Annotated in this window: 12 protein-coding genes; 8 read left to right on the top strand and 4 right to left on the bottom strand. The window is 63.9% G+C overall.

Annotation, left to right across the window (positions count from 1 at the left end):
* Positions 1-7 precede the first annotated feature (7 nt).
* The 7 genes from ACIQ2A_RS12745 to ACIQ2A_RS12715 all read left to right on the top strand — a co-directional run bounded on the left by ACIQ2A_RS12745 (position 8) and on the right by ACIQ2A_RS12715 (position 7,846).
* Positions 8-1,153 (top strand): isobutyryl-CoA dehydrogenase, encoded by a 1,146-nt coding sequence (locus tag ACIQ2A_RS12745; protein WP_398479580.1) that lies wholly within the window; start codon positions 8-10, stop codon positions 1,151-1,153.
* Complete coding sequence (locus tag ACIQ2A_RS12740) at positions 1,150-2,214, top strand: enoyl-CoA hydratase/isomerase family protein (RefSeq protein ID WP_398479578.1); 1,065 nt, start codon at positions 1,150-1,152, stop codon at positions 2,212-2,214. Before ACIQ2A_RS12745 ends, ACIQ2A_RS12740 begins: the two co-directional genes overlap by 4 nt.
* 65 nt (positions 2,215-2,279) lie before the next feature.
* A complete protein-coding gene (gene mmsB / locus ACIQ2A_RS12735; protein WP_398479576.1) occupies positions 2,280-3,164 on the top strand; it encodes a 3-hydroxyisobutyrate dehydrogenase in 885 nt (294 codons plus the stop codon).
* A 155-nt stretch (positions 3,165-3,319) separates the two neighbouring features.
* Complete coding sequence (locus tag ACIQ2A_RS12730; protein WP_398479574.1) at positions 3,320-5,032, top strand: AMP-binding protein; 1,713 nt, start codon at positions 3,320-3,322, stop codon at positions 5,030-5,032.
* An 86-nt stretch (positions 5,033-5,118) separates the two neighbouring features.
* Positions 5,119-5,571 carry a MaoC family dehydratase gene (locus ACIQ2A_RS12725; protein ID WP_398479572.1) on the top strand — a complete coding sequence of 151 codons (453 nt, stop codon included), beginning with the start codon at positions 5,119-5,121 and terminating at the stop codon, positions 5,569-5,571.
* Positions 5,572-5,583: 12 nt separating this feature from the next.
* Positions 5,584-6,501: an SDR family NAD(P)-dependent oxidoreductase gene (locus ACIQ2A_RS12720; protein ID WP_398479570.1), complete on the top strand. Its 918-nt coding sequence runs from the start codon at positions 5,584-5,586 to the stop codon at positions 6,499-6,501.
* A 112-nt stretch (positions 6,502-6,613) separates the two neighbouring features.
* Positions 6,614-7,846 carry an NAD(P)/FAD-dependent oxidoreductase gene (locus ACIQ2A_RS12715; RefSeq protein WP_398479568.1) on the top strand — a complete coding sequence of 411 codons (1,233 nt, stop codon included), beginning with the start codon at positions 6,614-6,616 and terminating at the stop codon, positions 7,844-7,846.
* Positions 7,847-7,964: 118 nt separating this feature from the next.
* Here ACIQ2A_RS12715 and ACIQ2A_RS12710 read toward each other — a convergent pair whose 3' ends face one another.
* The 3 genes from ACIQ2A_RS12710 to ACIQ2A_RS12700 form a co-directional block, all read right to left on the bottom strand.
* The gene (locus ACIQ2A_RS12710) at positions 7,965-9,044 is read right to left on the bottom strand and encodes a D-TA family PLP-dependent enzyme (RefSeq protein WP_398479566.1); all 1,080 of its coding nucleotides are present in this window, start codon (positions 9,042-9,044) and stop codon (positions 7,965-7,967) included.
* A gap of 115 nt (positions 9,045-9,159) precedes the next feature.
* Positions 9,160-10,971: an ABC-F family ATP-binding cassette domain-containing protein gene (locus ACIQ2A_RS12705; RefSeq protein WP_398479564.1), complete on the bottom strand. Its 1,812-nt coding sequence runs from the start codon at positions 10,969-10,971 to the stop codon at positions 9,160-9,162.
* A 9-nt stretch (positions 10,972-10,980) separates the two neighbouring features.
* Complete coding sequence (locus tag ACIQ2A_RS12700; protein WP_398479561.1) at positions 10,981-11,463, bottom strand: YaiI/YqxD family protein; 483 nt, start codon at positions 11,461-11,463, stop codon at positions 10,981-10,983.
* 172 nt (positions 11,464-11,635) lie between these two features.
* On the opposite strand from ACIQ2A_RS12700, the gene ACIQ2A_RS12695 reads away from it, so the two are divergent.
* On the top strand, positions 11,636-12,436 hold the full coding sequence (locus ACIQ2A_RS12695) for a hypothetical protein (RefSeq protein ID WP_398479559.1): 801 nt from the start codon (positions 11,636-11,638) through the stop codon (positions 12,434-12,436).
* 118 nt (positions 12,437-12,554) lie between these two features.
* Here ACIQ2A_RS12695 and ACIQ2A_RS12690 read toward each other — a convergent pair whose 3' ends face one another.
* A complete protein-coding gene (locus ACIQ2A_RS12690; protein WP_398479557.1) occupies positions 12,555-13,124 on the bottom strand; it encodes a glutathione peroxidase in 570 nt (189 codons plus the stop codon).
* Between the last annotated feature and the right edge of the window lie 356 nt (positions 13,125-13,480).

The following is a 13,480-nucleotide window of genomic DNA, read 5'->3' as shown; positions in this document are numbered from 1 at the left end:
GGGCGTCATGCAATTCGCTCTCGACGAGGAACAGACCGCAATCCGCGACATGGCACGCGATTTCGCTGCTGAAAAGATCGCGCCCTTCGCCCTGAAATGGGACGAGGACAAGCATTTCCCGAAAGACGTGATGCGCGCTGCCGCCGAACTCGGCATGGGCGGCATCTATATCCGCGACGATGTCGGCGGCTCCGCCATGACGCGCTTCGATGCCGCGCTGATCTTCGAGGCGCTGGCGACGGGATGTCCGACCACCTCGGCTTTCATCTCGATCCACAATATGGCGTCGTGGATGATCGATTCCTATGGCAGCGACGCGCAGCGCCAGAAGTGGCTGCCGCGCCTCTGCACCATGGAACTGCTGGCGAGCTACTGCCTGACCGAACCGGGCTCGGGCTCCGACGCCGCAGCACTGCGCACCAGGGCGGTGATCGATGGCGATCACTATGTGCTCAACGGCCAGAAGCAATTCATCTCCGGCGCCGGCGAAACGGACATCTATGTCGTGATGGTCCGTACAGGCGGCGAGGGCGCCGGCGGTGTCTCGACGCTGGTGGTGGACAAGGACACGCCCGGTCTCTCTTTCGGCGCCAATGAGCGCAAGATGGGCTGGAATGCGCAGCCGACGCGCGCCGTGATCTTCGAGAACGCCCGTGTGCCCATCGCTAACCGGCTTGGCGCCGAAGGCATTGGCTTCAAGATCGCGATGGCCGGCCTCGATGGCGGGCGCCTGAACATCGCGGCTTGCTCGCTCGGCGGCGCGCAATCCGCGCTCGACAAGTCGCTCAGCTACATGAAAGAGCGAAAAGCCTTCGGCAAGAAGCTCGACGAATTCCAGGCGCTGCAATTCCGTGTCGCCGACATGGCAACTGAACTGGAGGCCGCGCGCACCTTCCTGTGGCGCGCCGCGGCAGCGCTGGATCGCAAGGATCATGACGCCAGCATGCTGTGCGCCATGGCCAAGCGCTTTGGCACCGACGTTGGCTTCAACGTCGCCAACGAGGCGCTGCAGCTGCATGGCGGCTACGGCTATCTCGCCGAATATGGCGTCGAGAAGATCGTGCGCGATTTGCGCGTGCATCAGATCCTCGAAGGCACCAATGAAATCATGCGGCTGATCGTGTCGCGCAAATTGATCGAGGGCGCACGATGAGCGATGGCATGGTGGACGGCGACCTGATCGCCCGCAAGGAAGGCAGCGCCGGCATTCTGCGGCTCAATCGGCCGAAGGCGCTCAATGCGCTGACGCTGGAGATGACGCGCGAGATCGTCACCGCACTCGATGCGTTCGAAGTCGATCCGTCCGTCGCCGTCATCATTCTCGAAGGCGCCGGCGAGCGCGGGCTCTGTGCCGGCGGTGACATTCGCGGCCTTTATGAAAGCGCGAAAGCGAAGGGCGATCTCGGAAAAATCTTCTGGCGCGAGGAGTACGTCCTCAATGCGCGGATCGCGAAATTCCCCAAGCCATATGTCGCCTATATGGATGGCTTCGTGATGGGCGGCGGCGTCGGTCTGGCCGGTCATGCCAGCCATCGCATCGTCACCGAGAAGACGAAGATGGCGATGCCGGAAGTCGGCCTCGGCTTCTTCCCGGATGTCGGCGGCACTTGGCTGCTGTCACGCGCGCCCGGCGAGCTCGGCACCTATTTCGGCCTCACGGGCCTCAATGCCAATGGCGCCGATGCGCTGGCGGCCCGCATGGCCGATGTGTTGATCGACACCGGCAACTGGCCGGCGCTGCGCGAGGCACTGACCAAGCTGGCGCCCGGCAGTGATGCCTCCGCCGTCATGACAAAACTCAAGAGCTTTTCCGCGTCGGAGCAGACCGGCCCCGTCACGGCGCAGCGCGCGCTGATCGATCGCGCTTTTGCCCATGACAGTGTCGAGGAGATCGTCGCCGCACTGGAGCAGGATGGTTCGGACTTCGCCCAGGCGACGCTGAAGGCCATGGCCGACAAATCGCCGCGTGGGCTGAAGGTCACGCTGAAGCTGCTGCGCCTCGGGCGTGCATCCGCCTCGCTCGAAGAGTGTCTGTCGCGTGAATATCTCGCTGCATTGGAGGTGTTCGACAGCGCCGATTTCGTCGAGGGCGTGCGCGCCGCGATCATCGACAAGGACCGCAATCCGAAATGGCAGCCGCCGGACCTCAAGGGCGTCACGCCGGAGATTGTCGCGCGCTATCTGGCGCCGCGCGATGTCGCGCTCACTTTCTGAACGAAAGTCGGATTCCCTCGACGGAGCCGACATTCGATAACCATCAAAACAGACGAGGGCAGGATATGACCAGCATTGCATTTATCGGTCTCGGCAATATGGGCGGCCCGATGGCCGCCAACCTGGTCAAAGCCGGCCACAAGGTCGCGGGTTTTGACCTTGTCGAAGCCTCGCGCGCGCAGGCCAAAGCCGATGGCGTGACCATCGCCGCGACCGCCACGGACGCCGTGAAAGGCGCCGAGGTCATCATCACCATGCTGCCCGCCGGCAAGCATGTGGTGTCGGTCTGGAGCGAGGTGATCCCGGCGGCAGCGCCCGGCGCGCTGATGATCGATTGCTCGACCATCGACGTGGAAAGCGCACGCAAGGCGCATGGCCTTGCAGCGGCGCAGAAGCTTCCCTCTGTCGACGCGCCGGTCTCCGGCGGCACCGGTGGCGCCAAGGGCGCGACGCTGACCTTCATGGCCGGCGGCGCGTACCCGGCCTTTGCAGCAGCCAAACCGGTCCTCGAAGCCATGGGCAAGAAGATCGTCCATTGCGGCGATGCTGGCGCCGGGCAGGCGGCCAAGATCTGTAACAACATGATCCTCGGCATTTCCATGATCGGCGTCAGCGAGGCCTTCGTGCTGGCTGAAAAGCTAGGCCTGTCGCATCAGGCGCTGTTCGATGTGGCGTCCACGTCATCCGGGCAGTGCTGGTCGCTGACGACCTATTGTCCGGTACCGGGCCCGGTGCCGACATCGCCGGCCAACAATGAATACAAGCCCGGCTTCGCCGCTGCGCTGATGCTGAAGGATCTGAAGCTGTCGCAGGAAGCCGCGAAAGCCGCGGGCGCAGCGACGCCGCTCGGGGCGCATGCGGAAAGCATCTACGAGACATTCGACAAGGACGGGCAGGGCGGTGTCGATTTCTCAGGGATCGTGAACCATCTGCGCAAGCTGGCGAAGTAAACACTCCGCCCTCATCCTGAGGAGCCGCGCAAAGCGCGGCGTCTCGAAGGATGGCGGGGAGCTCCGCATGTCATGGTTCGAGACGCGCGCAAATGCGCGCTCCTCACCATGAGGGCGGAGTGTAGAACGACAGAAAACAAACAAGGTGAGGAAGCATGACCACGTTCAAGCAGGCCCGCGCCTTTCTCCTCGACCATCGCAGCGATTACGACACCGCCGTCGCCGGCTTCCGCTGGCCTGATGCCGTCGATTTCAACTGGGCGCTCGACTGGTTCGATGCCGAGCTGGCATCCGATCCCGCGAGCAAGGATCGCACGGCGCTCTGGATCGTCGATGCGCCCACGGCCAGCGAGACTAAACTCTCCTTCGCCGATCTTTCCCGCCGCTCCAATCAGGTCGCCAATTTTCTCAGTGCCCAGGGGCTGAAGCGCGGCGATCACCTCTTGCTGCTGCTCAGCAATGTCGTGCCGCTCTGGGAGACGATGCTGGCCGCCATCAAGCTCGGCGTCGTCATCATTCCCGCAACCACGCTGCTGACCTCCGACGAATTGCAGGATCGCCTCGATCGCGGCAAGGCAAAGCTCGTCGTCGCGTCGGAGGATCAGGTCGCCAAATTCGGCAGCCTGAAGACCGCCGGCATCAAGCAGATCGCCGTCAATGCATCAAAGCCGCATGACGGCTGGCTCGCCTTCGAGACATCCGCAGACTTCCCCGATACATTCACACCGGATGGCGCTACAAAAGCCGATGATCCGATGCTGCTCTATTTTACGTCGGGGACCACGGCGAAGCCGAAGCTCGTGCGGCACAGCCAGCGCAGCTATCCCGTCGGCGGGCTCTCCACCATGTACTGGATCGGCCTGCAGCCCGGCGACATCCATCTTAACATTTCTTCGCCCGGCTGGGCCAAGCATGCGTGGTCCTGCTTCTTCGCGCCGTGGAATGCGGCGGCCACCGTGGTTGTGGTCAACCAGCCGCGCTTCGATGCCAAGAGCCTGCTCGCCACCGTCGCGCGCTGCGGCGTCACCACGCTGTGCGCGCCGCCCACCGTGTGGCGGCTGTTCATTCAGGAGAAGCTCGCGGACACAAAGGTGTCGCTGCGCGAAGTCTGCGGCGCCGGCGAGCCGCTCAATCCGGAAGTGATCGAGCAGGTGCAGGCCGCCTGGGGCCTCACCATCCGCGATGGCTACGGGCAGACCGAGACCACGGCACTGGCCGGCAATTCACCGGGGCAGCCGGTGAAGGTCGGCTCCATGGGCCGGCCATTGCCGGGCTACACTGTGCGGGTGATCGATGCCGATGGCCAGCCTGCGAAGGAGGGCGAGGTTGGCCTCGTGCTCGGCGCCGACCGGCCGGCCGGCCTGATGCAGGGCTATCAGGCCGATGACGGCAGCGTCACCGGCGCCAGCGGCGAGATCTATCGCAGCGGCGATGTCGTCTTCGTCGATGACGACGGCTATCTCACGTTTGTCGGCCGCGCCGATGACGTGTTCAAGTCGTCGGATTATCGCATCAGCCCGTTCGAGCTCGAAAGCATCCTGATCGAACACGATGCGGTGGCGGAAGCCGCCATCGTGCCGAGCCCGGATCCGATCCGCCTCGCGATCCCCAAGGCCTATGTGATGCTGGTCGGCAGCGCCAAGCCCGATGCGGAGACGGCGCTGTCGATCTACACGCATCTGCAGGAGCGGCTCGCACCCTTCAAGCGCATCCGCCGGATCGAATTCGTCACCGAGCTGCCGAAGACGATTTCCGGCAAAATCCGCCGCGTCCATCTGCGCCGCCTCGAACACGAGAACGACCGCAGCGATGCGCTGCGCGGCATCGAGTTCAAGGAAGAGGATTTCCCGCAATTGCGGGGAGGCTAGGCCGAAAGGCGCAGTGTCAAGGGCTTGGCAGCGGCCTCCGCTTTGTGGAATCTGCGCCCGCAAACAAGAAGGGAAACCCGGACACGATGATCTCGCGTGAAGCCTATATCGCCATGGTCGGCAAGGAAGTCGGCGTCTCCGAATGGCATCTGGTCGATCAGGCCCGGATCGATGCCTTTGCCACCGCCACCGAGGATCACCAGTTCATCCATGTCGATCCCGCCCGCGCGCGCGAGACGCCGTTCGGCACCACCATCGCGCATGGCTTTCTCACCATGTCGCTGCTGTCGGTATTCTCCTATGAGGCACTGCCGAAACTGGCCGATGTGGCCATGGGCGTGAATTACGGCACCGACAAGATCCGCTTTCTTTCGCCCGTCAAAGCCGGCGCGCGCCTGCGCGGCCGCTTCGTGCTGACGGAAGCGACGCTGCGCAAGCCGAACGAATTGTTCACCCGCACATCGGCGACCGTCGAGATCGACGGCGAGGACAAGCCGGCGCTGGTCGCCGACTGGCTCGGCCTCGTCTACTTCAACTGAGGAGCTTTTCGCATGACCATTCGCTTTGACGGCCGCGTGGCCATCGTCACCGGCGCGGGCAACGGCCTCGGCCGCGCCCATGCGCTGGGCCTCGCCAAACTCGGCGCCAAGGTCGTCGTCAATGATTTCGGCGGCGCGCGCGACGGCACCGGCGGATCGCTGACGGCCGCGGAAACCGTGGTCGAGGAAATCCGCGCCGCCGGCGGCACGGCGATGGCCGATGGCGCAGATGTCTCGAATTTCGAGCAGGTCACCGCGATGGTCGAGAAGGCCACCAGGGACTGGGGCAGCGTCGATGCGCTCTGCGCCAATGCCGGCATCCTGCGCGACAAGTCCTTTGCCAAGATGGAGGTCGCCGATTTCCAGAAGGTGCTCGACGTGCATCTGGTCGGCACCTTCTATTGCTGCAAGGCGGTGTGGGAGGGCATGCGTGCGCGCAATTACGGGCGCATCGTGCTCACCACCTCCTCGTCGGGTCTCTACGGCAATTTCGGCCAGGCGAACTACGGTGCGGCAAAGACCGGCATGGTCGGCCTGATGAATGTGCTGGCCGAGGAGGGCCGCAAGACCGATATCCGCGTCAACATCGTCTCGCCTACCGCGGCGACGCGCATGACCGAGGAGCTGCTGCCGCCCGAAGCGCTGAAGCTGATGAAGCCCGAAGCGATCACGCCGGCGGTGGAATACATGCTGAGCGAGAACGGCCCGACCAAGACCATCATGGGCGCCGGCGCCGGCTCCTTCGCGGTGATCCGATTGCTGGAGAGCGAAGGCAAGAACTTCGCCGAGGATCAGTGGACCGCGGACACCGTCGCGGCAAACTTCGCCGAGATCAGCGACATGTCCAATGCCCGCGTGCTCGATGGCGCCTTCCATCAGACGCAGAAATATGTCGAGCAGGCTGCCAAGAGGCTCGGCCTCAAGATGTGATCCTGTCTGTAGGGTGGGCAGAGGCGCGCTTGCGCCGTGCCCACCTTCAAGTGCCGTGCAGGTGATGGTGGGCACGCTTCGCTTTGCCCACCCTACATGCTAGGTCGCTTTGATGAGCGATAGTTCGACAATTGACGTGGCCGTCATCGGCGCGGGCCCTGCCGGCCTGATGGCCGCCGAGACTCTGGTCAAGGCTGGTGCCCGCGTCACCGTCTTCGACGCGATGCCATCCGCCGGCCGCAAGTTTCTCATGGCCGGCCGCGGTGGCCTCAATCTCACCCATAGCGAACCGCTGCCGGATTTCATGGCGCGCTACGGCGCTGCGGAAGCGCGGCTCGCGCCTGTCATCGACGGCTTCACGCCGGTTGATCTGCGCACCTGGAGCGAAGCGCTCGGCCAGCCGACCTTCATCGGCTCCAGCGGCCGCGTGTTTCCGGAATCTTTCAAGGCCTCGCCACTGCTGCGCGCGTGGCTGCGACGGCTCGGCGAGAGCGGCGTGAGTTTTGCCTTCCGCCATCGCTGGACAGGCTGGAGCGCCGATGATGCGCTGAGATTCGAGATGCCTGACGGCGAGCGCCTTGTATCAGCGAAAGCGACGGTGCTCGCACTTGGAGGCGCAAGCTGGGCGAAGCTTGGCTCCGACGGTGCATGGGTCGATATCCTTGCCGCCAAGAACATCGCCATTGCGCCGCTGCGGCCGGCGAATGTCGGCTTCGATGTCGCGTGGTCGGATATTTTCAAGGATCGTTTCGAGGGCCAGCCGCTCAAAGGCATCGCGCTGTCCTTTGGCGCGCATGCGGTACGCGGCGAGGCAATGGTCACGCGTTCTGGCATCGAAGGCGGCGGCATCTACGCGCTGTCATCGGTGCTGCGCGAGGCTGTGATGGCCGATGGCAAGGCCGTGCTCAACATCGCCCTGCGACCCGATCTCGATGCCGGCGCATTGACACGCAAGCTGGCGGCGCCACGTGGCAAGCAGTCGTTCTCGAATTTCCTGCGCAAGGCCTTGCATCTCTCGCCGGTGGCGATCGGGCTATTGCAGGAAGTGGCGATCGCGGAAGGCGTTCAGCTTGCGTCGCTGGAGCCTGAGAAACTTGTTGCGCTGATCAATGCAGTGCCTGTGGTGCTCACGGGCGTCGCACCGATCGCGCGCGCGATTTCCAGCGCTGGTGGCATCGTGTTCGACGAGATCGACGATGGCTTCATGCTGAAGCGCATGCCCGGCGTATTCGTGGCCGGCGAGATGCTCGACTGGGAAGCGCCGACGGGCGGCTATCTGTTGCAGGCGTCGTTTGCGACGGGTGTGGCCGCGGGGACGGGCGTGTTGAACTGGATCAATCTCTGACTCCTCATGGTGAGGAGCGCGCCGTTGCGCGCGTCTCGAACCATGGATGGTCTGGCTCGGAGCCCGCGGCCATCCTTCGAGACGCCGCTGCGCGGCTCCTCAGGATGAGGGACTGAGTTCAGCGCAGCTTCCCGCGCGCCGCGATCGGCAGCGTGCCGACGATCTCATCGCCGCGCACCATCACCACCTCGTCGAACATGTTCACCACCACGCAGACATGGTTGGGCACGATACGCACGACATCGCCGACATTCGGCCGCGTATTGCTGCGGGCGAGATCGAGGAAGCCATGCTCCTCGGCAAATTTCGCGATCTTCGCTTCGGGATGTTCCAGGATCAGGCCGTAGCCATCGAGGCCGCCGGTGTCGGGCGTCAGGGTCTTCGAGCCGGCATCGAGAATGCCGCGCTCGGGGCCGGCGCGGCTGACCACGGTGGAATAGACGTTGAGCGCGCAGTCGTCCCAGGTGGCAGAGCCCGCGGCGACCTGCATGCGGTCGTTATAGATATAGGTGCCGAAGCGATGTTCGGTGGCGCCTTTCAGCGAGCCGACATTTTTCAAATTTGGCGTGCCGCCGGTGGAGACGATGGTCGGCTCCAGACCTTCGGCGCGAACACCAGCCAGAGCTTCGTCGAAAAAGCGCTGCGCATCGGCCCAGCCGTCTTCCGTCGGATACAGCATGAAGCCCGCAAAGTTCAGGCCCTTTGCTGCCTTGATCTCGCGCGCGAGCGCAATCGCTTCCGCAGGCGTCTCGACGCCGGCGCGCTTGCGGCCGGTGTCACATTCGATCACAACATTGACGTCGCGGCCGGAAATCGCCGCCGCTTTCGGCAGGTCGGCGATGACAACAGAGTTGTCGGCGGCCACCGTGATGGTCGCTTTCGCCTGCAGCGCACCGAGACGCGCCATCTTCTCGTCGCCGAGCAGGTTGTAGCTGATCAGGATGTCGTCGATCCCCGCATCCGCCATGATCTCGGCCTCGCCGAGCTTCTGGCAGGTGATGCCTTTGGCGCCGGCCTCGATCTGCAATTTGGCCAGCACCGGGCTCTTATGCGTCTTGATATGCGGGCGGTTGGCGATGCCGGCGTCGTCGCAGACCTTCTGGATGCGCGCGATATTGCGCTCCACACGGTCCATGTCGATGACGAGGGCGGGCGTGCCGTAGTCGCGGGCGATCTTTGCGGCGAGGGTGGTGGTCATGAAGTTCTTGCTCCGTCCTCTTTAGCCGTCATTGCGAGCGCAGCGAAGCAATCCAGTCCGTAAGAGAGGTAAGGCTGGATTGCTTCGTCGCTGCGCTCCTCGCAATGACGGAGTTTTACGCGTTCTCGATCTCTTCGCGGAGCATTTCCAGCTCCAGCCATTGCTCTTCCGAGTCCTGCAAGTCCTTCTGCGCCTTGGCGAGCGCAGCGGTTGCGGTGTCGAATTTCTTGCGATCCTTCGTATAGAGCTTGGGATCGTCGAGATGGCGCTGCTGCTTGGCGATTTCCGAGCGCAGATTGTCCATCACCTTGGGCAGCGTTTCCAGCGCGTGCTTTTCCTTGAAGTTCATCTTGCGCTTGGCCACAGGCTTCGACGACCCCGACGAGCCGTTGCCCTTCGCAGCTTCGGCCACAACCGCCTTCGCCTCGCGCTTCAGATCGGCGCCGCGCTGCGCCAGCATGTCGGTATAACCGCCGGCATATTCCATCCATTTGCCGTCGCCTTCGGGCACGATCACCGAGGTCACGACGCGGTCGAGGAAGTCGCGGTCATGGCTGATCAGGATCACCGTGCCGGGATAATCGGCGAGCATTTCCTCGAGCACGTCGAGGGTTTCGAGATCGAGGTCGTTGGTCGGTTCGTCCAGCACCAGCACGTTCGACGGTTTCGCCAGCGCACGCGCCAGCATCAGGCGGCCGCGTTCACCGCCGGAGAGCACTTCCAGCGGCGTGCGCATCTGCTCCTGGCCGAACAGGAAGTCCTTCATGTAGCCGACCACATGCTTGGGCTGGCCGTTGACCATCACATGGTCGCCGCGGCCGCCGGTGAGGGCTTCCGCCAGCGTGGTCTTCGGGTTGAGGCTTTCGCGATGCTGGTCGAGCGTCGCCATCTCGATATTGGCGCCGAACCGCACGGTGCCGGAATCCGGCGGCTCGGTGCCGGTCAGCATGTTGATCATCGTCGTCTTGCCGGCGCCGTTGGGGCCGACCACGCCGATGCGGTCGCCACGCTGCACGCGGATCGAGAAATCGTCCACGATCTTGCGGTCACCATAGGTGCGCGAGATGTTCTTCGCCTCGAAGATCAGCTTGCCGGACTTTTCCGCCTCGGCAGCTGCGAGATTCGCATTGCCCTGGGCGCCGCGATAGTCGCGGCGCTGCGCGCGCAGCTCATGCAGGCCGGCGAGGCGCTTGACGTTGCGCTTGCGGCGGCCGGAGACGCCGTGGCGCAGCCAGTGCTCTTCATTGACGATCTTGCGGTCCAGCTTGTGCTGGTCGCGCTCTTCTTCGGCCAGCACGTCGTCGCGCCATTCCTCGAAGGCGGAGAAGCCGCGATCGATCTGGCGGATCTGGCCGCGATCGAGCCACGCTGTGGAGCGCGACAGATTGCTGAGGAAGCGGCGGTCATGGCTGATCAGCACCAGCGCGCAGCGCCGCGAGGCCAGCTCGCCTTCCAGCCATTCGATGGTGGTGAGATCGAGATGGTTGGTCGGCTCGTCCAGCAGCAGGATGTCCGGCTCCGGCGCCAGCACGCGGGCGAGGGCCGTGCGGCGCGCTTCACCGCCGGAGAGGTTTTCGGGATTCTCCTGGCCGGTGAGCCCGAGCTGCTCGAGCAGATATTGCGCCTGATAGTGATTGTCGCCGTCATGCATGCCGGCTTCGACATAAGCGAGCGTGGTCGCAAAGCCGGAAAAGTCCGGCTCCTGCGGCAGATATTGCACGGTGGCGCCGGGCTGCACGAAGCGGCTGCCTTTGTCGTTGTCGACAATGCCGGCGACGATCTTGAGCAGCGTCGATTTGCCGGAGCCGTTGCGGCCGATCAGGCAAACGCGCTCGCCTTGCGACACCGAGAGTTCGACGCCGTTCAGCAGCGGCGTGCCGCCGAAAGTGAGGAAGATGTCTTTGAGCTGGATAAGCGGAGGAGCCATAAGGTCAGTTCAACTTTGTTTCGGCGCGGGCGCAAAGGCCGGGTCGCGCTGGATACGGCGGATGGTTTGATCCAAGGCCGACAGGAATGCCGAGCGGTCGCGCGGCGAGTAGGATTTCGGGCCGCCGGTGACTTCGCCTGACGAGCGCAGGTCGGTCATCAGGTTGCGGACGGCAAGGGTCATGCCGATGGATTCTTCGGTGAACGGTTTGCCGTTCGGTGCGATGACGGAGGCGCCTGCCTTGACGCAGCGGCTCGCCAACGGAATGTCCGCGGTGATGACCACGTCGCCCTTCACGGCGCGCTCGGCGATCCAGTCATCGGCGGCATCCATGCCGGCGCCCGCGGCGATACATTCGATCATCGGATCTTGCGGCACGCGCAGCCAGGTTCCCGCCACCACGCTGACCGGCAGATGGAAGCGCGCGGCGACGCGATAGATCTCGTCCTTCACCGGGCATGCGTCAGCGTCGATATAGATGCGGGTGGTCAAAGCATGCCTGTGGTTTCGGTGTCACAACGCCGGCGAGAATGTCAGTCATTTTCGCCGGGGCCGGGTGGCGTGGGCGGGATGCGGTTCCCGCGGCCTCGCCTTGCCTCGCGCGGGGTGAGGGGTATCATCTCCTGAAAGCGAATACCAATCTTCGCGCGCATTCGGAGGGAACATGACAGAGCTGATCGCGCCTTACCGCGTTGAGGCCTTCAACACGGCCAAACAGTCCGAAAACAAGATGCATGACGACACCGTGGCGCAGAAGTTCGGCTTTTCGGGCGGTTTGGTGCCGGGCGTGGATGTATTGGCCTATATGGTGCATCCAGCGGTTGCGCATTGGGGTCGGGAATTCCTGGAGCGCGGCCTGATCGAAGCCCGCTTCATCAAGCCTGTCTATGACGGCGAAACCGTCGATGTAACGGCCGAGCAGGCGGGCGAGGCGCTGACGCTGGCCGTTGAAGGCAAGGGCGAGGTCCGCGCCACCGGTTCGGCGTCGCTGTCGGCATTTCCCGTGGTTCCGGCGCTGTCGGATTATCCCGAAGTGCCGGCGGTGGCGAAGCGGCTGCCGGTCGGTCCCGACTCCTACGCGCAGGACAAATGGCTCGGCACGGCGCCGCGCGTCTGGCCGGAGGACGGGCTCGCCGAATATCTCGATGAAGTCCGTGAGACTGAGGAGATGTATCTGAGCGAAGGCCTCGTGCATCCCGGTGTGCTGCAGCGGATCATGAACAAGGTGCTGGTGGACAATGCGGTGCTCGGCCCGTGGATTCACGTGGGCAGCCGGATGCAGCTGCTGGCGGCGGCAAGCGTCGATGACGAACTGGTGGCGCGGGCGAAGGTGACCGGCAATTACGAGAAGAAGGGGCACCGGTTCGTTGAGCTCGATGCCTTGATTGTCGCCAATGGCGTGACGCCCGTAGCGCATTGCCAGCATGTGGCGATCTATCAGCCACGGGAAGTGGTCGCGGCGTAAACGCCTCCTGTCATCCCCGCGAAAGCGGGGATCCAGTAGACACCGAAGGTCCGGTTTGGTCACGGATACCAGTGTTTACTGGATCGCCCGGTCAAGCCGGGCGATGACAAGCCTTGTCTCACACCACCGTCAGCGACCGCGCCACCGCCGTCTTCACCCTTGTATCCATCGGCTCCAGCTCCGAGCCGAACGCATCGACGAGATACCCGTCCCGCCCGACCAGATACTTGTGAAAATTCCACCGCGGCAGATCCTTCGGCCGGGCGTCTGCCGCCCACTTGTAGAACGGATGCGCGCCGGCTCCCTTCACCACGGTCTTCGCCGCGATCGGGAACGTGATGCCAAATCGCCCACGCGCAATGTCATCGATCTCGTGCGGCCCGCCGGGCTCCTGATTGCCGAAATCATTCGACGGCACGCCGATCACCATCAGCCCGCGATCCTTGAACTCGGCCCACAGTTCCTGCAGCCCCGCATATTGCGGAGTGAAGCCGCATTGCGAGGCGGTGTTCACCACCAGGATCGGCTTGCCCGCGTAATCGGCCAGCTTGATCTCGCCGCCCTTCAAGCCGGGAAACGAGAAGCCATAGGCCGTCATCCGGCTGGTCTGCGCGCCGGCACGCGGCATGGCTGCGGCAGCAGCCACGCCGCCAAGCAGCGTCGTCAGCAGATGTCTGCGGTTGATCATGGCGGGCCTCTTGCGTCGCATGCGGGCAGGGTGATCCCCCTCGCGCGCAACGTCAACCGGCGCATCAGCGCATGATTCCGAAAAGTGGGGCGCGATTTTCGGGCAAGATCACGCGTCTCTCCACCAACTCTCCCTCATCCTCAGAGTCTGACTCATAAAGCGATGGGGTATTTTTGGCTGGACTTGCTCGGGACAGTAATCCCAGCTCGCTTCTCCGTCCCTCATCCTGAGGAGCCGCGCAGCGGCGTCTCGAACGATGGCCGCAGGCTCTGAACCCGGCCAACTCATGGTTTGAGACGCGGCCTACAGCCGCTCCTCACCATGAGGGACTGAGTGTACTGCGCTTCATGGACCGC

Source organism: Tardiphaga sp., from assembly GCF_044336785.1.
In the GTDB taxonomy this organism is placed as follows: domain Bacteria; phylum Pseudomonadota; class Alphaproteobacteria; order Rhizobiales; family Xanthobacteraceae; genus Tardiphaga.
The sequence above is the reverse complement of the archived record's forward strand: the minus strand, read 5'-3'. Positions and strand labels throughout refer to the sequence as shown.

Excerpts from the sequence above, each read along its gene's own strand:
- ACIQ2A_RS12730 (WP_398479574.1), top strand. The coding sequence starts at position 3,320 with ATGACCACGTTCAAGCAGGCCCGCGCCTTTCTCCTCGACCATCGCAGC.
- ACIQ2A_RS12725 (WP_398479572.1), top strand. The coding sequence starts at position 5,119 with ATGATCTCGCGTGAAGCCTATATCGCCATGGTCGGCAAGGAAGTCGGC.
- ACIQ2A_RS12745 (WP_398479580.1), top strand. The coding sequence starts at position 8 with ATGCAATTCGCTCTCGACGAGGAACAGACCGCAATCCGCGACATGGCA.
- ACIQ2A_RS12695 (WP_398479559.1), top strand. The coding sequence starts at position 11,636 with ATGACAGAGCTGATCGCGCCTTACCGCGTTGAGGCCTTCAACACGGCC.
- mmsB (WP_398479576.1), top strand. The coding sequence starts at position 2,280 with ATGACCAGCATTGCATTTATCGGTCTCGGCAATATGGGCGGCCCGATG.
- ACIQ2A_RS12705 (WP_398479564.1), bottom strand. The coding sequence starts at position 10,971 with ATGGCTCCTCCGCTTATCCAGCTCAAAGACATCTTCCTCACTTTCGGC.
- ACIQ2A_RS12710 (WP_398479566.1), bottom strand. The coding sequence starts at position 9,044 with ATGACCACCACCCTCGCCGCAAAGATCGCCCGCGACTACGGCACGCCC.
- ACIQ2A_RS12720 (WP_398479570.1), top strand. The coding sequence starts at position 5,584 with ATGACCATTCGCTTTGACGGCCGCGTGGCCATCGTCACCGGCGCGGGC.
- ACIQ2A_RS12690 (WP_398479557.1), bottom strand. The coding sequence starts at position 13,124 with ATGATCAACCGCAGACATCTGCTGACGACGCTGCTTGGCGGCGTGGCT.
- ACIQ2A_RS12740 (WP_398479578.1), top strand. The coding sequence starts at position 1,150 with ATGAGCGATGGCATGGTGGACGGCGACCTGATCGCCCGCAAGGAAGGC.
- ACIQ2A_RS12715 (WP_398479568.1), top strand. The coding sequence starts at position 6,614 with ATGAGCGATAGTTCGACAATTGACGTGGCCGTCATCGGCGCGGGCCCT.